General features: G+C 68.7%; 23 protein-coding genes and 4 pseudogenes. 24 read left to right on the top strand and 3 right to left on the bottom strand.

All coding sequences use genetic code 11. From position 1 onward, the window contains the following. Positions 1–32: 32 nt before the first annotated feature. On the bottom strand, positions 33–263 hold the full coding sequence (locus FPZ11_RS19580; protein WP_246846418.1) for a hypothetical protein: 231 nt from the start codon (positions 261–263) through the stop codon (positions 33–35). 80 nt (positions 264–343) lie between these two features. Further along, positions 344–763, bottom strand: coding sequence for an aminotransferase class III-fold pyridoxal phosphate-dependent enzyme (locus FPZ11_RS19585; protein ID WP_246846419.1), 420 nt, complete (start codon positions 761–763; stop codon positions 344–346). An 833-nt stretch (positions 764–1,596) separates the two neighbouring features. On the opposite strand from FPZ11_RS19585, the gene FPZ11_RS00010 reads away from it, so the two are divergent. The 5 genes from FPZ11_RS00010 (at position 1,597) to FPZ11_RS19605 (ending at position 3,019) form a co-directional block, all read left to right on the top strand. Next, on the top strand, positions 1,597–1,782 hold the full coding sequence (locus tag FPZ11_RS00010; RefSeq protein ID WP_146317324.1) for a hypothetical protein: 186 nt from the start codon (positions 1,597–1,599) through the stop codon (positions 1,780–1,782). A gap of 244 nt (positions 1,783–2,026) precedes the next feature. Next, on the top strand, positions 2,027–2,146 hold the full coding sequence (locus FPZ11_RS19590; RefSeq protein ID WP_246846707.1) for a hypothetical protein: 120 nt from the start codon (positions 2,027–2,029) through the stop codon (positions 2,144–2,146). Next, positions 2,113–2,256, top strand: a complete 144-nt coding sequence (locus FPZ11_RS19595; RefSeq protein ID WP_246846712.1) for a hypothetical protein — start codon at positions 2,113–2,115, stop codon at positions 2,254–2,256. The genes FPZ11_RS19590 and FPZ11_RS19595 overlap by 34 nt, the downstream gene beginning before the upstream one ends. 312 nt (positions 2,257–2,568) lie before the next feature. Continuing rightward, complete coding sequence (locus tag FPZ11_RS19600; protein ID WP_246846708.1) at positions 2,569–2,745, top strand: hypothetical protein; 177 nt, start codon at positions 2,569–2,571, stop codon at positions 2,743–2,745. Beyond that, positions 2,696–3,019, top strand: coding sequence for a hypothetical protein (locus FPZ11_RS19605; RefSeq protein ID WP_246846709.1), 324 nt, complete (start codon positions 2,696–2,698; stop codon positions 3,017–3,019). Before FPZ11_RS19600 ends, FPZ11_RS19605 begins: the two co-directional genes overlap by 50 nt. Here the strand turns inward: FPZ11_RS19605 and FPZ11_RS19610 are convergent. After that, complete coding sequence (locus tag FPZ11_RS19610) at positions 2,937–3,224, bottom strand: hypothetical protein (RefSeq protein ID WP_246846713.1); 288 nt, start codon at positions 3,222–3,224, stop codon at positions 2,937–2,939. The two genes, FPZ11_RS19605 and FPZ11_RS19610, sit on opposite strands and share 83 nt — an antisense overlap. 2,901 nt (positions 3,225–6,125) lie before the next feature. Here FPZ11_RS19610 and FPZ11_RS20440 point away from each other — a divergent pair. The 19 genes and pseudogenes from FPZ11_RS20440 to FPZ11_RS00075 all read left to right on the top strand — a co-directional run bounded on the left by FPZ11_RS20440 (position 6,126) and on the right by FPZ11_RS00075 (position 17,511). Further along, positions 6,126–7,602: pseudogene (locus tag FPZ11_RS20440) on the top strand (M50 family metallopeptidase). A gap of 457 nt (positions 7,603–8,059) precedes the next feature. After that, positions 8,060–8,590 (top strand): ABC transporter substrate-binding protein, encoded by a 531-nt coding sequence (locus FPZ11_RS20140; protein ID WP_367889451.1) that lies wholly within the window; start codon positions 8,060–8,062, stop codon positions 8,588–8,590. Continuing rightward, a complete protein-coding gene (locus tag FPZ11_RS20145) occupies positions 8,509–8,739 on the top strand; it encodes a hypothetical protein (RefSeq protein ID WP_367889411.1) in 231 nt (76 codons plus the stop codon). The genes FPZ11_RS20140 and FPZ11_RS20145 overlap by 82 nt, the downstream gene beginning before the upstream one ends. A gap of 35 nt (positions 8,740–8,774) precedes the next feature. Next, complete coding sequence (locus tag FPZ11_RS20150) at positions 8,775–9,005, top strand: ABC transporter substrate-binding protein (protein WP_367889412.1); 231 nt, start codon at positions 8,775–8,777, stop codon at positions 9,003–9,005. A gap of 169 nt (positions 9,006–9,174) precedes the next feature. Next, positions 9,175–9,630, top strand: a complete 456-nt coding sequence (locus FPZ11_RS20155; protein ID WP_367889452.1) for a hypothetical protein — start codon at positions 9,175–9,177, stop codon at positions 9,628–9,630. Beyond that, positions 9,618–9,821, top strand: a complete 204-nt coding sequence (locus FPZ11_RS20160; protein ID WP_367889413.1) for an ABC transporter ATP-binding protein C-terminal domain-containing protein — start codon at positions 9,618–9,620, stop codon at positions 9,819–9,821. Before FPZ11_RS20155 ends, FPZ11_RS20160 begins: the two co-directional genes overlap by 13 nt. A 26-nt stretch (positions 9,822–9,847) precedes the next feature. Further along, positions 9,848–10,039: pseudogene (locus FPZ11_RS20165) on the top strand (ATP-binding cassette domain-containing protein); the annotation flags it as partial. Between the two features lie 76 nt (positions 10,040–10,115). Further along, entirely contained in the window at positions 10,116–10,601 is a 486-nt protein-coding gene (locus FPZ11_RS19615; protein ID WP_246846421.1) for an ATP-binding cassette domain-containing protein, read from the top strand. Then, complete coding sequence (locus FPZ11_RS20170; protein ID WP_367889453.1) at positions 10,598–11,044, top strand: ABC transporter permease subunit; 447 nt, start codon at positions 10,598–10,600, stop codon at positions 11,042–11,044. The genes FPZ11_RS19615 and FPZ11_RS20170 overlap by 4 nt, the downstream gene beginning before the upstream one ends. Next, on the top strand, positions 10,930–11,307 hold the full coding sequence (locus FPZ11_RS20175; RefSeq protein ID WP_367889414.1) for an ABC transporter permease subunit: 378 nt from the start codon (positions 10,930–10,932) through the stop codon (positions 11,305–11,307). Before FPZ11_RS20170 ends, FPZ11_RS20175 begins: the two co-directional genes overlap by 115 nt. A gap of 522 nt (positions 11,308–11,829) precedes the next feature. Beyond that, entirely contained in the window at positions 11,830–12,114 is a 285-nt protein-coding gene (locus tag FPZ11_RS19620) for a hypothetical protein (RefSeq protein WP_246846422.1), read from the top strand. Positions 12,115–12,261: 147 nt separating this feature from the next. Continuing rightward, positions 12,262–12,330, top strand: a pseudogene (locus tag FPZ11_RS19625) (hypothetical protein); the annotation flags it as partial. 46 nt (positions 12,331–12,376) lie between these two features. Continuing rightward, the gene (locus tag FPZ11_RS19630; RefSeq protein ID WP_246846714.1) at positions 12,377–12,589 is read left to right on the top strand and encodes a hypothetical protein; all 213 of its coding nucleotides are present in this window, start codon (positions 12,377–12,379) and stop codon (positions 12,587–12,589) included. Between the two features lie 176 nt (positions 12,590–12,765). After that, positions 12,766–13,128 (top strand): AMP-binding protein, encoded by a 363-nt coding sequence (locus tag FPZ11_RS19635; RefSeq protein ID WP_246846423.1) that lies wholly within the window; start codon positions 12,766–12,768, stop codon positions 13,126–13,128. Positions 13,129–13,182: 54 nt separating this feature from the next. After that, positions 13,183–13,287, top strand: coding sequence for an AMP-binding protein (locus FPZ11_RS19640; protein WP_246846424.1), 105 nt, complete (start codon positions 13,183–13,185; stop codon positions 13,285–13,287). A 294-nt stretch (positions 13,288–13,581) separates the two neighbouring features. After that, positions 13,582–15,009, top strand: a complete 1,428-nt coding sequence (locus tag FPZ11_RS20180; RefSeq protein ID WP_367889415.1) for an AMP-binding protein — start codon at positions 13,582–13,584, stop codon at positions 15,007–15,009. Next, positions 15,006–15,767 (top strand): 3-hydroxybutyrate dehydrogenase, encoded by a 762-nt coding sequence (locus tag FPZ11_RS00065; RefSeq protein WP_146317327.1) that lies wholly within the window; start codon positions 15,006–15,008, stop codon positions 15,765–15,767. Before FPZ11_RS20180 ends, FPZ11_RS00065 begins: the two co-directional genes overlap by 4 nt. Further along, on the top strand, positions 15,764–16,723 hold the full coding sequence (locus tag FPZ11_RS00070; protein ID WP_246846425.1) for an alpha/beta fold hydrolase: 960 nt from the start codon (positions 15,764–15,766) through the stop codon (positions 16,721–16,723). Before FPZ11_RS00065 ends, FPZ11_RS00070 begins: the two co-directional genes overlap by 4 nt. After that, positions 16,720–17,511 (top strand): annotated as a pseudogene (locus tag FPZ11_RS00075) (CoA transferase subunit A). The gene FPZ11_RS00070 and the pseudogene FPZ11_RS00075 overlap by 4 nt, the downstream one beginning before the upstream one ends. Positions 17,512–17,529: the final 18 nt, after the last annotated feature.

Here is a 17,529-nt window from a genome sequence, read left to right on the forward strand (position 1 = left end):
GTCGTTGTCGCGGCAGAACTCGGCGATGTGGTTCAGGTAGCCAGCGTCGGCGGGAATGACCTCACGCCGCCGTCGCCCTGACTGGCTCGAAGAAGAACGCGGCAGATCCTCGCACCGATGTGCGTCGTGATGTAGTCGATGGTGCGCTCGGCGGCCTCGTCGCCGCTCAGCCCGTCTTTGAACGGGTAGCTGCCGGGCACGCCGGTGACGCCGCCGGGGAACGGCCCCATGCTGACGCGCTCCGGCCAGGGGCGGTACGTCATCGCCATGGTGAGGTTGCGCGGCCGTGGAACGCGTGCTCCAGCGAGACGATCGCCCTGCGTCCCGTGTGCTTGCGGGCGATTCACGGCGTTCTCGACGGCTTCGGCGCCGGAGTTGACGAGGATCGAGCGATTCGGAGTCGCCGGGCGATCTGCGGTGCGAGCTTCTCGGCGACCTTCACGTAGTTCTCGTACGGGCTCACCGTGAAGGGGAGCGTGTGCGTGAGCTTGTTGGCCTGCTCGAACGCCGCTGCTGCCACCGCCGGGTGAGCGTGCCCGATGGTGGTCACTCCGATGCCGCAGCCGAGATCGATGAGCCGATTGCCGTCGACGCCGACGAGGATCGCGCCGTGAGGCGTGGTCCATGTAGATACCGCCAGCGTGCCGGCCCCGCGGGAGACGGGATGCCGCGGCGCGCCTGGAGATCGAGGGGACTTCGGTCCGGGAAGCGGGTGGAGAACGGCGACGGCTCTGCGGCACGGAGAAATCGCGGGGCATGGCATCCATCGTACGTGGTGGTGGCCGCGACTCTCCTGTGTGCGGACGCCCCCCTTCGGCGCCGGTCGCTCTCAGGGTGGACAAAGCCGCCGGCACCATGGAGTGCCCCCTTTTCTTCTCACGAAAGCATCGCCGTGCGCTCGAAGATCCCAGCAGTCCTTGCCGCCACCTCCCGCCCCCTCCTCCTGTTGGCGGGTGTGAGCTCCGGCTTCCGCGCATCCGCCACCGCGACCTCGACGAACAAGGCTGCTTCGACGGCCTGCACCGTCTGAAGTCCGATCCGTCTCGGATGCGGTGAAGGTCACCGGCGCGAAGCAGGCTGAGCCGACCGTCACGTTCGCCAAGCCTCTGAAGGCCAAAGACACCTCAGCGCAGCACCGTCACCAGGGCATCGGGCAGCAAGGTCGAGAACGGCGAGACCGTCGATGTGGCGCTCTGTCGCCCAACGGCGCCACGACAGCTCACCCAGCAACGCGGCTACGCGGGCACGTCGACGATTCCGGCTCACGGTCCGGCGACCTGTCGATGATCCCCGGCCTCCGCAGAAGCCGGAGTGTGCTCCCGTCGGCTCGCGCCTGGTGACCACCACGACGGCGAAGGATGCCTGGGGGGCGACGCCGACCCGACGAGCTCAACCTCAAGGAGAAGGACCGACACCGTCGTCTCGTGGTCGACGCTCGACGTGGTGCCGACCAAGACGGCACCCCCCAGCCGGCGCAGTCAAGTTCCTGACGGGTGAAGCTCGCGTCCGACGGCAAGCCGACGGTCACCATCCAGAAGGGCTTCACGGCTCCCGACGACGACCAAGGTCGAGGTGCTCATATGGGCAGCAGGCGCCATGGTCGCCAGCGGCGACGAGGTCACCATGCAGTACCAGGGGGAGTCAACGCCCGCACAGGCAAGGTGTTCGACCAGAGCTGGGGCCGCGTTGGGCTCGTCCACGTTCGACACGACGCAGGTCGTCAAGGGTTTCTCCACGGCGCTCGTCGGCCAGACGGTCGGCTTCCGCAGGTGCTCGCCGTGATCCCGCCGGCCGGACGGCTACGGCTCGCGGCAACCCCAAGGGCGGGCATCAAGGGCACCGACACGCTCGTGTTCGTGGTGGGACATCCACGCAGAAGTGACGCACTCGAGCGCCGATCGGTTTCATTCTCTAGAGCCCGCTGTCCCCTTCCGCGCGTCGCCCGTGCGATGACGGGCGACACGACGGGGACAAAGGAACTGGTATGAAGAGGGGGCGGCGGCCGCCCTGGCAGGATGTGGAGCGCATGCGCAGGATCCTGATTCTCGGCTCCACCGGTTCCATCGGCACCCAGGCACTCGAGATCAGGGCGAATCCCGACCGGGGTTCGAAGTGGCCGGTCTGGCCACCGGAAAGCGGCGGATGAGCCGGTGGCGCAGGCGGGCCGAGTTCGGGGTCGAGTACACCGCGCTCGGGGCGGATGAGGCCGAACAGCTCGTTCGCGACGTCGAGGCCGACGTCGCTCAACGGCACTGATCCGTCGGGCTCGGCCCGACGCTCGCCGCGCCCGAGCTGGGTCGCACGCCCGCCCCTCGCCAACAAGGAGTCGCTCGTCGTCGGGGGGAGAACTGGTCACCGCACTGGCGCGGTTCGCGGGCCAGGGGATCACCGTGCCTGTCGACTCCGAGCACTCGGAACGCGCAGTCGCTGCGTGCCGGGCGGCAAGGCGAGGTGCGCAGGCTCGTGGTCACGGCATCCGGGGCCTTCCGCGGCTGGGTCGCGCGAGGCGGCTGAGGATGTCACGCCCAGCAGGCGCTGGAAACACCCCAACTTCGCGATGGGCGGGTCATCACCACCAACTCGGCGACTCTGGTCAACAAGGGTCTCGAGGTGATCGAGGCGCACCTGCTGTCTGGGGTGCCTGTACGGCAGCATCGAGGTGGTGGTGCATCCGCAGCGCAGGTACATCCACTCGATGGGTGGAGTTCGTCGACGGCGCCGTCGTCGCCCAGCTCGGCCTGCTGACCATGCTCGTAGGGCCGATCTCGCACGCGCTCGCCCGTCTACGGAAGCGCGTACCGCACGCCGAGACGCCGATCGACTGGACGGCCGCGAGGCGACTGGCGGTTCGAGCTGCCTTGACGACGACGCCTTCCTCGCCGTGCGCCTCGCCAAAGCGGCGTCGGCGCGGCAGGCCTCGAGCTACCCGGCGGTATTCAACGCCGCGAACGAGCAGGCGGTCGACGCTTTCCACGACCGTCGTTCTTCTCGACATCGTCGACACCATCGACAGGGGTGATCGACGAGCACGACCCGGTACGGCCGTGCTGGACCGCGCGGCCCTCGCCGAGGCCGAGCGCTGGGGCGCGCGAACGCGCCGACGCGATCATCGCCGCGCGCTGAGCATCCGCTCGGCGGTACCACCCGCCGTCGTCGTGCCCGCGCTCAGGCGCCAGGGCTCCCTCCACGCCGAGCAGGTGGGATGTCTCGGTGGCGTCGATCACGAACGGTCCGTGAACCAGTAGTTGGAAGCATAGATCTCGCGCATCATCGGGCTGAACGCGGTGAATGAGAGCGAGCATCCAGCGCAGGGTCCGCACCCGCTTCGCCCGTGCTGCCGTACAGCGCGTTCAGCTGGGCGGCGATCTCGGCACGCGGATGGGGTGCGCCGCTCGGCACATGCCAGACGCGCTCCGCGGCCGGTCCAGTTCGATCGCGGCTACCCATGGTCGGACGAGTCGGGAACGTGGGACCAGCTGTGCGCGAGGTCGACGCCCCACCCGTGCGGTCTGCGGTCGAGGGGGGGGACTCGTGTGAATGTGGAACGCCTTCTTCCGCCCAGATGTGCCGTTCTCGTGGCGCCCTCTTGCCGAAGTAGTCCGCGGTCGCCCCTCACGCTCGACGCGCCGCGGATGCGTTCAGCAGCCGTCGCCTCGCGCACCGCGCGCCAGCCGGCCTTCCTGACCAGCCCTTGACTCCTCGGTGAGCTCGGGGCGGAATGCTCCGTCATGGCACCTGAGCGGCGACCCGTAGGGGTAGAGGTTGCCCATCACCACCAGCGCAGCGCCGGACCTTCCCGGCGGCCGTGATGACCGCGGGGTTATGCGCAAGAACACGGGCGGCCAATCGCGCTGCCAGGTCGTGTACGGGGGATTGGTGACGCCGAAGACCGTGCTCGGCGCCCTCCGGCGCGCGCGCGACGGCATCCGCGTCGCCCGCATCGACGACGAGCGACTTGGCGGTCTTCGGACGTGCGTGCCGCTTCGGGAGCCGACGCGCACGCCGTCACCCCGTTTCTGGCGAGCCTCGTGGCCAGCTGGGATCCGATCACTGCCGGCGCCGGAGCACCAGTTGCGTTGTCATGGGGAATGGCGTCCTTCGGGCGAGGGCTTGTGAGCACCGCTCGCAGCAAACCTAGGCGGCAACACGCTCTGGTCTGTCAAGGGTGGTCGCGCTCGATGGTCCGGCGTTCGCCCACAGCCGCGCGAGAAACCTCGGATGCCCGTGCTGCCGCACCGAGCGGCATGGCGGAGGGGTGAGCGCACGGCCGGGGGATGGGGAATCATCGGCCGGGACTGACGAGTCAGTCCATCGTGGGCAGGGCCGTTGATCCCTCGCGTGAGCAGGTGCTCGACGCGGCATCGGTCAGCGCTTCGCCGAAGGCGGGCGGGCGTGAGTGCCGTGTCGTTGCGGGGCCATCGCACGGCACCTCGGCGCGTCGTCAGCCTGCGGATGTACCGGCACTATCCCAGCTGCGAGACGATCCTATCAAGCCGATCTCGCCCGACGCTGCGACGCCCAGCTGGGCGACCGGGTGATGACGACGGAGCGCACCGTGCCACGCGAGAACGCTCGACCTGCCTCGCTCGATCGTGCGCGCGGAACCATGGGAGGCGCGGGCAATCGAGTACGCACCCTGTTCGGCTGAGGGAGGGCATCGGCACGTGTTCGCACTCCTGTTCGGAGGGGCCCGTGACGAGGCCCTACGCGCCGCCGTGCTGGCGTTGATCGACGAGGTCGTCGCCGACGCGACCGGGCGCCGGGCTCGGGCCCGATTCCGGCGGCGGACTGGTCGAGACCGTCGAGACCTGGTCGCGCCTGTTCGGACACGTCTCGTGTCGACGTGTTCTGGAAACCAGCGTGGATGCCGACGAGGTCGGATCGACGCCGTCGCCGCCTCGCACCGACTCGAGCGCTGGCGCTGGCGAGTGCTGGTCGGCCGGCCGCCTCAGTTCAGCCGTCCGCTGGTCGCCGTCGGCGTCGCGTCGCGGGTGGGCGCCGTCGAGGTCGACGCCCTTCCTGCACTGTCGGGCCGTCTCGGGACGAACGACTCGAACGTGCTCGCGTCGGCCGGGTCAGCGAGCCCCGATACTGCTGCCCGTTGACGATGACGGTCGGCGTGCGCCGAAGGTCGTGACGGCCGAGCTTCGAGTGGCAGCTTCTTCGTGACCGCCCGTTTCGGGCGCGCGTTGAGCCAGTTCGTGAACTTGACGTTGCTGACGCACGGTGGTGAGCTGGCATCAGAACTCACCTGCGCCTTCGTCATGATCGACAGGATCTTGGAGTTCGGCAGGCCGCCGGTCCCTCTGCGGCTGCTTGTCGACAGGGCCGAGCTTCACCGGCGAGGAACTTCGTCCGGGTCGTAGTTGGCCACGCACGCGTTGCCCTCGCCCAGCGCGCTTAGCCGCCGTTGCCCGCCGACGTGAGTGTAGTTCAGTGGAGGATGTGGATCTCCAACTGGGCGATGCCCGAGTCGAGCTCACCGCTTGATCTGCTTCAGTTTGCTTCCTGTGCTCGGAACTGCCGGGCAGTACGGCACTAGGGCTTCGTAGATGGTGGAGCGTACCGCCTTGGCCCGGGACGCGTCGCTCTGGCGTCGTCGCCGTCGGCGACCCGCCGGAAGGGGATGCCCGGCGTGCGCACGGGCCTGCTCGACGAGGTCATGACGATGCCGTCGCTGGACCATGCTTCTCGGGCCGGCGGAGGTCTCTGCCCTGCGGAATGGAGTTGACGACGACGAGCGCGACCACCGCGAGAACTGCAACGATGACCACGGCCACCGAGCCCTGGATCCACCACTGTGCGGCGCTCCTGGCCTCTTCGCGGCCTCTTCGCGCATCAGGGGCGTGCTCCCTCTCTGCCTCCTCACGACGGTCCTTCTGCTGCCGGACCGTTCGGCACCGCGGCCAGTCGCCATTGCCATCCTCGTTCAACGGGGAGTAGGGATGCCGTCCCGCGCGCACGCAGGATCGTCACGTCAGCACCACACCCTAACCTGCCTGCCCCGGCTATGGGGTTGCGTGAGGTGACCGGCTCACAGGATGCCAGGGGTCGGCTCCCGTCCGGTCCGCGCACAGGCGCACGTGGATACGATTTCGGTGCATGTCCTCCGTGCTGCCCTCTTCATCGTCGGCGTGCTGATCTCGTGATCGGCCCCGGCCTGTCGATCGCGCTGCACGAGCTCGGCCACCTCACCGCGGCCAAGGCGTTCGGCGTTCGGGTCACCCAGTACATGGTGGCTGCTTCGGCAAGACGCTGTTCTCGTTCCGCAAGGGTGAGACCGAGTACGGCGTGAAGATGCGTTGCCCTTCGGCGGCTACATCGCGATGATCCGGATGTTCCCGCCCGGGCACCTTGGAGAGGCGCCCCGCGATGCCTCCACCGGTTTCTACAACTCGCTCGGTCGCCATGACGGACGGAGCCATCGGCGCGCCGGAGCAGGGAACGCGAGCAGCAACGCAGGAGCGTGCTGACGACGGACGGCCGCCGAGGCTCGTCAGGCGAGTGCGGGAGACCATCCCGGAGGGCGAGGAACACCGCGCCCTCTATCTGCTGCACCCGCTCAGCTGCATCATCGTGATGCTCTGCGGGCCCGGTTCATGAACCTCCGTGATCGCGTTCGTGCTCATCGCGATCATGCTGTGCGGCATCGGGGTGCAAGGGGCGAGCACCACGGTGTAGCCGGTCCCGGAGTGCCTCAAACCGGCATCCTCGACGTCCGACGACGTGCGCGTCGTCCGACCCTGCATCGCCGGCAGTGGACGCCGGGCTGATGTCCGGTGACCGTGTCGTCTCCGCTACGACGGCAAGACCATCACGACCCCGGTCCCAGCTCTCCTCGGCGATCCAGGGCTCGGCAGGCGAGACCGTTCCCATGGTGGTGGAGCGGGACGGCGAGGACGTCACGCTGAACGTGACCCCGCGCCGCACCGAGACCCAGGGTGACCGACGCCTGGCGCGACGTCGACCGTCGAGGGGGGATGATCGGCATCACCCCCCGACCACGCAGTTCGAGCCTCAGTCGCTCGGCACGGCGTTCTCGGTGACGGGCGAGCAGCCGGACAGGTCGCCGGGGTGGTGGCCAATCAACTGCCGCAGCGCATGGTGGGGGGTGTGGAACGCGGCGTTCGGGTCGAGCGAGCGGTCGGCATCCAGCCCGGTCGGCATCATCGGGGTCGGCCGCATGGCGGGCGAGATCGCCGACAGCAACGCCTACGCGTTCGCGTCGAAGATCCAGCTCGTGTTGAGCCTGCTCGCCTCGCTCAACCTGGCGCTCTTCGTGTTCAACATGATCCCGTTGCTGCCGCTCGACGGCGGGCACATCGCCGGTGCCGCGTGGGAGTGGATGAAACGCGGCTGGTTCAAGCTCACCTGCCGAGGCACGCGTCGCCGAAGCCGGTCGACATGGCAAGGCTCATGCCGCTCACGTACGCGGTGATCATCGTGCTCGGCGCGATGAGCCTGTTGCTCGCCTACGCCGACATCGTCCAAGCTGATCTCCCTTCCCGGCTGACCCGGGAGGGCCCGTACGCGAGTCGGTCTTCCCGGCTGACCGGGGAGGGCCCGTACGCGAGTCGGTGCCGTTCTGCGCGCCGGCGTTGATCGTGGGGCCGTGCAACTTCGGCGACGGTCACGACATCTCTCGTTGCTCGCTGCCCGCCCGTGAAGCTTCCGGGGTGCGGTTCTGGATGCCTCACGAACGCTGACATCGGGGCGCTGTCGATCTAGCGTATGTGACACCTGAATCAGCTGTCATGTTTGGTGACGGCATCCTCCTATCGCAAGCACTGAGAGGCATGCACATGCGAGTTACGAAGAAGTACCTTGCACCGGCCCCGGCCGCCGTGGTGGCGCTGGGCCTCGCCGGCTGCGCCCCCACCGTGGCGGCGGGTGACTCCGGCGGCTCGACATCGTCGAGCGCCCCCGTCGACGCCGGCATGATCTATTCGGCCACGGGCCCGCCCGCGGTCCTACGGCGCCGAGTACAAGGCCGGCTTCGAGGCCGGCATCGACTACGCCACCAAGGGAACGCGGCAAGGTCGACGGGCGCAAGCTCGACATCAGTTGGAACGACGACACGGGCAGCGCCGACACCGCTGTCTCGCTCGCCAAGAACCTGATCGGCAAGGGCGACAAGATCATCGCCGGCACCACCGATTCCGGCATCGCGACGACGCTGGCGCAGCAGGCCGAGCAGAACAAGATCCTCTCACATCTCGGGCCCGGCCGCCGCCGATGCGCTCACGGGCGTGAACAAGTACACGTTCCGGTCCGGCCGGCAGAGCTACCAGGATGTGGCGACGGCCGGCACCTTCGTCGGCGACCCGGCGGGCAAGAAGATCGGTGGTCTCGCGCAGGACGACGCATTCGGGCAGGGCAACCTGGCCGCGGTCAAGGCCGTGCTGGGGCGAAGGGAGCGACGGTGTCGTCGGTGCTCGTGCCCGACAGCGCGACGGAATTCACGCCGTTCGCGCAGAACCTGGTGAACGCCAAGCCCGACCTGGTCTCGTGGCATGGGCCGGCGCCACGACCTCGGCGATGTGGCAGGCGCTGCAGCAGCAGGGTGTCTTCAGTGTGGCGCCCGTGGTGACGGGCCTCGCCAACACCGCGAGCTATAACGCCTATGGAGCGGTCAGCGACAAGATCTCGTTCCTCTCGTACTACTTCCCAGGGGCGGCAGACACCCCTGATCGAGAAGAAGATGATCGCCTCCATCACGAAGGCTGGCGGAACACCTGACCTCTTCTCACCTGACGGTTTCGTGGCAGGCGCAGATGATCGTGCACGCCGTGCAGAAGGCGGGCGGCGACGACGCCGACAAGATGATCTCGGCGCTCGAAGGCTGGTCGTTCCCGTCGGTGAAGGGCACGATCACGGTGCGCGCCTCCGATCACGCCATGATCCAGCTGATGTACCAGGCCAAGCTGGTGAAGGGTTCAGACGGCAAGTGGACTCCGCTCATCAAGACCGTGTCCGCCTCCACCGTGGCGCCGCCGGAAAAGTGACGAGCGGCGCAGCGGCGAGCCGTACGGCGACGTCAGGCACGCGGGACGGCCGACGTGCCGGGCACGACAGGGAACCTCCGTGCAACTCGACGGCGTCGGACTCGACATCGGTGGTGCGCGCATCCTGTACAACGTGTCGCTGACGATCGGAGCGGGCGAGTTCGTCGCCGTGATCGGTCCCAACGGTGCGGGCAAGACCACGCTCTTCAACGTGATCTTCCGGCGTCGTGCGACCCACCAGCGGAAGGCTCGTGATCGACGGTGTGGATGCCACGCACTCGCCGATCGCGCGTCGCGCCAGAGCGGGCTTCGGCCGCACGTTCCAGTCCTCGAGCCTGTTCGATCAGCTCACGGTGCTGGAGAACGTGCGACTGGCCGCGCAGGTCCCGCTCGGGTCGACGGCGTCGCTGGTGCGGTTCCCCGCGCCGGCGACGCCGCCACCCGGGCGGCACGGGAAGCACCTGGCAGAGGTCGGGCTGTCTCATCGCGCAGGGGGCGCCCCGCCCAGCGGCGGAGAAGCGCAAGGTCGAGATCGCGATGGTGCTGGCTGCGGGCAGCCGTCCGTCGTTCTGCTCCGGACGAGCCGATGGGCCGGGGTCGCGTCCCGCCGACGTGCCCGAACTGACTGAACTCATCCGTCGACTGCATCACTCGGGAAGGACCGTGGTCATGGTGGAGCACCACATGGATGTCGTGCTCGGGCTGGCAGGGCGCGTCGCCGTGATGCATCACGGCGAGCTGCTCGCCTTCGACGGGCCCGACGCGGTGATGGCCGACCCGGTCGTGCAGGCCGCCTATCTCGGGGAGCCGCTGTGAAGGGGACTGATGCGCGGGACCCGCGGATGACACGGCCCGTCCTGACGGTGCGGGGCCTGCGTGCGAGCATCGCGCGGCAGCAGGTGGTGGAGGACGCCACCTTCGAGGTGGCCTCCAGCGGGGTCACGGCGCTGCTCGGCAGGAACGGGGCCGGCAAGACGAGCACGCTGCGGGCATCCTCGGGCTCATCGAACGCCAGGGCGAGGTCGAGCTCGACGGAGCCCGCATCGACGGGGCTGCCGACCCACCGCATCGTGCGGCCCGGGGTGGGCTACGTGCCGGAGGACAGGGGACGTGTTCGGATCGCTGACCGTGGCCGAGAACCTGCGGCTGGCCGAACGCGGCGACGCGCCGGGCGTAGAGGCCGTGCGCGAGCTCTTCCCCGACCTCGTCGCCAGGGCGAAGCAGCGTGCAGGAACCCTCTCCGGCGGCCAGCAGCAGATGGTGTCCCTGGCCAGGGCTCTGCTCAACGACAACCGCCTGCTGCTCGTGGACGAGCCGACGAAGGGCCTCTCGCCGCGAGTGGTGGGCGAGGTGACGCACGCGCTGGAGGTGGCGGCGGCATCCGTGCCGGTCCTGCTCGTCGAGCAGAACCTGCAGGTCGTGCGGCGCCTCGCGCAGGCCGTGGTCGTGATGGAGAACGGCAGGGTCGTGCTCACCGCACCGGCGGCGCAGTTCCTCGACGACCGCGCACTGGTGGAGCGCTACCTCGGCGTGGGCGCGGAGGCTCCGACCCAGAAGCAGACCGTGGTGAACGAAGACAGGGAGGTGACGGCATGAGCACGGTGATCCTGCTGCTGGTCACGAGTCTCGGGCTGGGCGCCCTGTATTTTCTGGTGTCGTCGGGGCTGTCGCTCATCTACGGGCTGATGGGCGTGCTGAACTTCGCACACGGCTCCTTCCTCACGCTCGGTGCGTTCCTCGGCTGGGCGGTGGCGAGCGCCATCGGCCCGACGACGTGGGGTTCTCTCCTGCTGTCGATGGTGGCCGGCATGCTGACCGGCGCGGCCTTCGCCGCCGCGACGGAGTTCGTGCTCGTGCGGCGGTTGTACCAACGTCACATCGAGCAGGTGCTCGTGACGGCGGGGGCTCGCCCCTCTGCCTGGCCTTGGTTCCAAGGCATCTGGGGCACCGGATCCCATCTCACATCTCCGCACCCGGCTGGCTGGGGCGCACCACGGACATCCTGGGCGCCAAGGTTCCGAACAACCGGTTTCTGCTGATCGGATGCGCCGTGCTGGTGCTCGTGGCCATCGTGCTCTTCCTCGCGAAGACCCGGTACGGGCTCATCATCCGTGCGGGCGTCGAGAACCGGGCCATGGTGACGGCGCTCGGCATCGACGTGCGCCGCTCGTTCACGCTCGTCTTCGCCATCGGGGGCGCTGCGGCGGGGGGCTCGGCGGCGTGCTGGCATCCGTGTACTTCGGCTGGCTACGTGTCGCCGACCATCGGGGTGTCGTCGCTGCTCATCTATGCCTTCACGTGACGGTGATCGGCGGGCTCGGCTCCGCTGGCCGGGGCGGCGCTGGCCAGTGTGCTGGTCGCGGTGGTGCAGCAGTTCCTCGAACTTCTACGGTGCAGGCACGGGCGACCTGCGCCGTCGTCCTCTGGCCCTCGGCGGTCGTGCTCGCTGCTGCGACCGCGCGGTCTGCTGGGAAAGCGGGTGGCGTGATGGCCGGAGACGTGAAGGTGACGGGTGCGGTGCGCGAGCACGGAACATCCGACCGTTCAGGGCGCGGCGTGCTGACGGCACGGCGGGGATCGTGCCGCTGATCGGTGTGGCGATCGTGGTTCGCCGCCGGGTGCTGCCGCTGCTGAATCTGTCGATCCCCTGGGGTGTTCCCCGGACCCACTTACACTCCCGGAACACTGCAGTTGCTCGCGTACGCTCTGCTGATCGCGGCGCTCGCCCTGAGCTATCACCTGCTGTTCGGCGTGGCAGGGATGCCTCGTTCGGCCATGCGCTCTTCGCGGCCGGCGCGTACGGGCTGGGCATCGTGCTCGTGCAGTGGGCACCGGCGGGGCGTCCCGTCGTGGCTGGTGTTCACGCTGCGGGCTGGGTCCGCTGGCGATCGTCATCACGCTCGCACTCGGACTCGTGCTCGCCGGCGTCGTCGGCGCGTTGAGCCTGCGGGGTGAGCGGCATCTGCGTTCGCGCATGGTGACCCTCGCGTTCGCGCAGGCTGGGTTCGTGGTGATCCTGGGACGCAACCCCGGGCAGACCACCGGAGGCGACGAAGGGCTGCCTCTGCCCACGAAGCAGGGTGCCGTCGATCTCATCGGTGTGGTCTAACACCGCCTATCTCTACTGGCTGTGCCTCGCCCTGCTGGTGGTGGTCTACCTCGTCACGCTGCGGGCGGTTGTGGGTGGAACGGCCCCCGAACCGGTCATGCCGCGGCCGCCGCGCGCGACAACGAACTGCGGGTCGAAGTCCTCGGCATGCGGCCGTACTGGGTGCGTTTCGCCGTGTTCGTCGTGGCCGCGATGCTCGCCGTGCTCTGCGGCATCGTGTTCATGCTGCTGCAGAGCGGCGCCACCCCCGACATCTCCAGCAGTGACTTCACGCTGGAGCCTGCTCGTCATCGTCGTGCTCGGCGGCCTCGGCTACCGGTGGGGCGCGATCGCCGGCGGAATCGTCTACGCGCTGCTCGACCAAAGGCTCGGCGCCCTCGCGTCGTCGACGTTCGTGTCCGATCTGCCCGCCGTGCTGCGCGTGCCGCCTCGGAGCCGCTCTTTATTCTGGGGACGATCTTCATCCTGGTCGTGATGTTCCTGCCCGGCGGCATCGCCGGACCCGCCGCACGAACGGGGAACGCGTGCCATCGAGGCGAGTGCGCCTGATGCCGTGGGAGGGACCGTCGAAGGCGAAGGGAGTTGGGATCGTGAACGAGCAGACCACCGATGAGCCCGGCCTGCACACCCTCGGGAGATGGACGGCGGACCGTGCCTTCGTCGACGCCGCACCGCATCGCGGTCGACGACCGCGGCGTCGTGCTCAGCTACCGCGACCTCGACGACCGCGCGAGCGCCTTGGCGACGCGACTGGATGCCGCCGGCTACGGAGTGGGGGACCGGATCGCCACCATCACGGGCAACAGCGCCGATCACGTCGTGCTGTTCTTCGCGTGCGCGAAGGCCGGCCTCGTGCTCGTGCCCTCTCCTGGCGTCTGTCCGCCAGGGAGCTGGCGGAGCAGCTCGAGCAGGCGGACCCGGCTCTGCTTCTCGTGGAAGACGAGTTCTCGGCGGTCGCGAAGGCGACGCTGCGGCGTCTGGCGCGGCCGCCGGCATCCTCGCTGTTGGGCATGAACGGGGTGGAGCACATCGTGCCGCCGCGCGAGCGGGATGCCGCACGAGACCCGTGTGCAGCGCCCGCCACGCGATGAGGATGCGCTGCTGATCGTCTTCACCCCGGGCACGCTCGGCCGTCCGAAGGGTGTCGTGCTGACCCACTCGAACTGTTTCTGACCAACCTGTCGCTCTCGCGCACGGCCGAGATCGCGTCATCCGACGTCGTGCTCGCGGTGATGCCCCAGTACCACGTCGGCGGCTGGAACGTGCAGCCGCTGCTGGCCTGGTGGGCAGGGCGACGGTCGTGCTCGAGCGCACGTTCGACGCCGGGCGGGTGCTGCAGCTGATCGCGGAGCGACGCATCACCACCATGATGGGTGTGCCGGCGAACTACCTGCTGATCGCGCAGCATCCACGCTTCGCCGACTCCGACCTGTCGAGCATGCGCCACGCCATCGTGGAGGTGCGCCCATGCCGCAGCCGCTGCTGCGCGTGTGGCACGCGAGGGGAGTGGCGCTCACCCAGGGCTACGGGCTCACCGAGGCGTCGCCGAACGTGCTCTGCCTGCCCGACGAGGATGCCTACCGCCGGGCCGGCTCAGCAGGCAAGCCGTACCCGCACGTCGACGTGGCGCTCGCCGACCCCGTGACCGGCGAGCACCTCGACGGCGTCGGGCGCGGTGAACTGCTCGTGCACGGCCCCGGTGTGTTCCCCGGGTACTTCCGTGACGACGCGGAGACGGCGCTGGCGCTGCGCGATGGCTGGCTGCACACCGGCGATCTCGTGGAGCGCGACGCCGAGGGATATTGCACTGTCGTCGACCGCATCAAAGACATCTTCATCTCGGGTGGAGAGGGCATCTCGCCTGCGGAGATCGAGAACGTGCTGTTCGGTCATCCGGCCGTCGCCGACGCCGGCGTGGTCGGCGTGCCCGACGAGAAGTGGGGAGAGGTCGGCGTCGCCTGGGTCGTCGTGCGGCCGGGAATGGTGACCGACGAGCACGAGCTGCTCGCCTTCGCCGCCACCGGGCTTGCACGCTTCAAGGTGCCGAAGCATCGGTGTTCGCCGCGGAGATCCCGCGGTCGAGTGCTGACAAGGTGGTACGTCGGCAACTGCTCGCCGACTGGAACGCGCGGGCGTCGCACGCGCACGAGGGGACGACACGATGACGACTTCTGCGCCCAGAACGGCACGCGGTGCCGAGACGAGACGCAAGATCCTCGAGACGGCCGAGCAGGTGTTCGCCGAGCTCGGCTACGCCGAGGCCCGATCTCGCGCATCACCGACCGGGCCGGCGTCGCGCAGGGCACGTTCTACCTCTACTTCTCCTCGAAGCTCGACCTCTTCAACGAGCTCGTCGAAGACATCAACCGTCGGGTGCGGCACGCGATGAGCGAGGCCTCCGGTGCCGCCTCGACGCGCATCGAGCGGGAGCGGGCCGGTTTCGACGCGTTCTTCCGTTTCACCGCGGAGCATCCGTCGCTGTACCGCATCGTGCGTGAGGCGGAGTTCGTCTCACCGTCCGCCCTCCGGCTCCACTACACGCGCATCGTCGACGGCTACATCGCCGGCCTGAAAGAGGCGAAGGATGCCGGCGAGCTCGGCGACGTCGACCCCACGGTGGCCGCGTGGGCGCTGATGGGCGTCGGCGAGATGATCGGCATGCGCTGGGTGCTCTGGGAGCCTCCGGCGCGGGAGACGAGGACGCCTTGGCCGGCGATGCGGACCCGCTCGCGTCCGGAACGAGCGAGGTGCCGCACGAGGTGTTCGAGCAGCTCATGCTCTTCATCCGCGGGGCGCTCGAGGCCAAGGCGGATGCGCCGAGCTCCTCGCCCCAGGCACCATCACGACAGGCTTCCTCATCGCAGGCTTCCCCATCACGGACGGAGTGAACCATGACAGATCACCAGCCGACGACGCTCGCAGGCAAGCGGGCGCTGATCACCGGAGGCGCCAGCGGCATCGGGCGGGCCTGTGCTGTGGCGTTCGCCGAGGCGGGGGCGAAGGTGACCATCGCGGATCTCGACGGTGACGCCGCGCAGCGGGTCGCCGACGAGATCGGCGGCACCGCGTGGCAGGTTGACCTCTCGCAGGCGCAGGCTCTGGCGGAGTTGCGACTCGACACGGACATCCTCGTCAACAACGCCGGCATCCAGCACGTGCGGCCCATCGAGGAGTTCGAGCCGGAGAAGTTCGAACTGATCCTGCGTCTCATGCTCGAGGCGCCGTTCCTGCTGATCAGGGCGGCACTGCCCGGCATGTACGAACGCGGATGGGGCCGCATCATCAACCTGTCCAGCGTGCACGGACTGCGGGCATCCGCATACAAATCCGCCTACGTCACGGCCAAGCACGGGCTGGAGGGACTGTCGAAGGCGACGGCGCTCGAGGGCGGCCCGCACGGAGTCACGAGCAACTGCATCAACCCCGCCTACGTGAACACGCCCCTTGTGCAGAAGCAGATCGCCGATCAGGCGAAGGTGCACGGCATCGCCGAGTCCGACGTGGTGTCGCAGATCATGCTCACCGAGTCGGCGATCAAGCGACTCGTCGAGCCGAAGGAGGTGGCCTCGCTCGCCCTCTGGCTTGCGGGCGACAGCGCAGGCATGGTCACCGGCGCCAGCTACACCATCGACGGCGGATGGACCGCGCGATGAGCAGAGACGACGTCGAGTACCGGCCGTTCGGTGTTCCGGTCCGTGGAGGAGAGCTCGCGGGAGGGGTGTGGAACGAGCACGCGAGCGGGATGCCCGTGCTCGCCATCCACGGCATCACCGCTTCCCATCTCGAATGGCCGCTGCTGGCCGATCGGCTGCCCGGCTCCCCGGTGATCGCGCCCGACCTGCGCGGCCGCGGCAGGAGCAACGGGCTGCCGGCTCCGTGGGGGATGCGCGACCACGCCGACGACCTGGCGGTGCTCCTGGATGCTTTCGGCGTCGAGCGCGCGCTCGTGGTCGGTCACTCGATGGGCGGCTTCGTTGCAGTGCGCGTCGCCGACCAGTATCCGGACCGCGTCGCGGGACTGGTGCTGATCGACGGCGGCCTGCCGCTGCCCTTCCAGCTGCCCGAGGACGTCGCGCCCGATGATGCGGCGACGGTGCTGCTCGGGCCGGCGGGGGAGCGGCTGAGCCGGGTGTATCCGTCGCGCGAGGCGTATGCGGAGTTCTGGCGCGAGCATCCGGCCTTCACAGACTGGAACCAGCACGTCTCCGCCTACATCGACTACGACCTCGACGAGGTCGACGGCGGGTATCGGCCTTCCAGTCGTGCCGAGGCGATCGCGACGAACATCGTGCAGCAGGACGGAAGCGACGGCTACCGCGATGCGCTCCGAGAGCTGCGGATGCCCGTGCACTTCCTGCGCGCCCCCCGCGGCCTGCTCGATGAGACGCCGGGTCTGTATCCGGACGACATCCTGAGCCCGTCTCTCTCGCTGGTGCCACGACTGACGGTGCACGAGATCGACGACGTGAATCATTACTCGATCGTGCTGACGGACCACGGCATCGATCAGGTCGTCCCGATCGTCGCCGACGCTCTGCGTGCGGCGGAGACGTCGGGCGGCGACCCGATCGGCACGGGCGCCACGAACAGAGGGGCGGAGCGAGCATGACCATCGACAAACGGGTCGGCAGTGCGGCGGAGGCCGTGGCGGACATCGCAGACGGTGCGAGCGTCGCGGTGGGCGGTTTCGGGTTGTGCGGTATCCCGATGGTGCTCATCCGTGCCGTGCTGGACGCCGGGGTGAGCGAGCTGTCGATCGTGTCGAACAACTGCGGTGTCGATGACTGGGGTTTGGGCGTGTTGTTGGGGGCGCGTCGGATTCGGAAGATGACGTCGTCGTATGTGGGGAGAACAAGGAGTTCGAGCGGCAGTTCCTCTCCGGCGAGCTCGAGGTGGAGTTGACGCCGCAGGGCACGTTGGCGGAGAAGTTGCGTGCGGGCGGCAGCGGTATCGCCGGGTTCTTCACGCAGACCGGTGTCGGAACGCAGATGGCCGAGGGCGGTCTGCCGCTTCGGCACAACGCCGACGGCTCGGTGGCGATGGTGTCGTCGCCGAAGGAGGTGCGCACGTTCGATCTGGGCGGCTCCGCGAAGGCGTTCGTCTTGGAGGAGGCGATCAGCACGGATTTCGCTCTGGTGCATGCGTTGCGTGGTGATCGGCACGGGAATCTGGTGTTCGACAAGTCGGCCCGCAACTTCTCGCCACTGTGTGCGATGGCCGGCAGGGTGTGCATCGCCGAGGTGGAGGGAGCTGGTGGAGCCTGGCGAGATCGATCCGGATGCCGTGCACTTGCCCGGCGCGTTCGTGCATCGCGTCATCGAAGTGGGTCGTGATGTGGAGAAGCGGATCGAGCGTCGCACGGTGCGGGCCGTCTCGAGCGAACGAGGGGAGGCGTGATCGTGTCGTTGAGTCGTG

Source organism: Humibacter ginsenosidimutans, from assembly GCF_007859675.1.
Classification (GTDB): Bacteria; Actinomycetota; Actinomycetes; order Actinomycetales; family Microbacteriaceae; genus Humibacter; species Humibacter ginsenosidimutans.

Excerpts from the sequence above, each read along its gene's own strand:
- FPZ11_RS19585 (WP_246846419.1), bottom strand. The coding sequence starts at position 763 with ATGCCATGCCCCGCGATTTCTCCGTGCCGCAGAGCCGTCGCCGTTCTC.
- FPZ11_RS00010 (WP_146317324.1), top strand. The coding sequence starts at position 1,597 with ATGGTCGCCAGCGGCGACGAGGTCACCATGCAGTACCAGGGGGAGTCA.
- FPZ11_RS19605 (WP_246846709.1), top strand. The coding sequence starts at position 2,696 with ATGGGTGGAGTTCGTCGACGGCGCCGTCGTCGCCCAGCTCGGCCTGCT.
- FPZ11_RS00065 (WP_146317327.1), top strand. The coding sequence starts at position 15,006 with ATGACAGATCACCAGCCGACGACGCTCGCAGGCAAGCGGGCGCTGATC.
- FPZ11_RS00070 (WP_246846425.1), top strand. The coding sequence starts at position 15,764 with ATGAGCAGAGACGACGTCGAGTACCGGCCGTTCGGTGTTCCGGTCCGT.
- FPZ11_RS20150 (WP_367889412.1), top strand. The coding sequence starts at position 8,775 with ATGATCGTGCACGCCGTGCAGAAGGCGGGCGGCGACGACGCCGACAAG.
- FPZ11_RS20180 (WP_367889415.1), top strand. The coding sequence starts at position 13,582 with ATGCCGCAGCCGCTGCTGCGCGTGTGGCACGCGAGGGGAGTGGCGCTC.
- FPZ11_RS20170 (WP_367889453.1), top strand. The coding sequence starts at position 10,598 with ATGAGCACGGTGATCCTGCTGCTGGTCACGAGTCTCGGGCTGGGCGCC.
- FPZ11_RS19590 (WP_246846707.1), top strand. The coding sequence starts at position 2,027 with ATGCGCAGGATCCTGATTCTCGGCTCCACCGGTTCCATCGGCACCCAG.
- FPZ11_RS19580 (WP_246846418.1), bottom strand. The coding sequence starts at position 263 with ATGACGTACCGCCCCTGGCCGGAGCGCGTCAGCATGGGGCCGTTCCCC.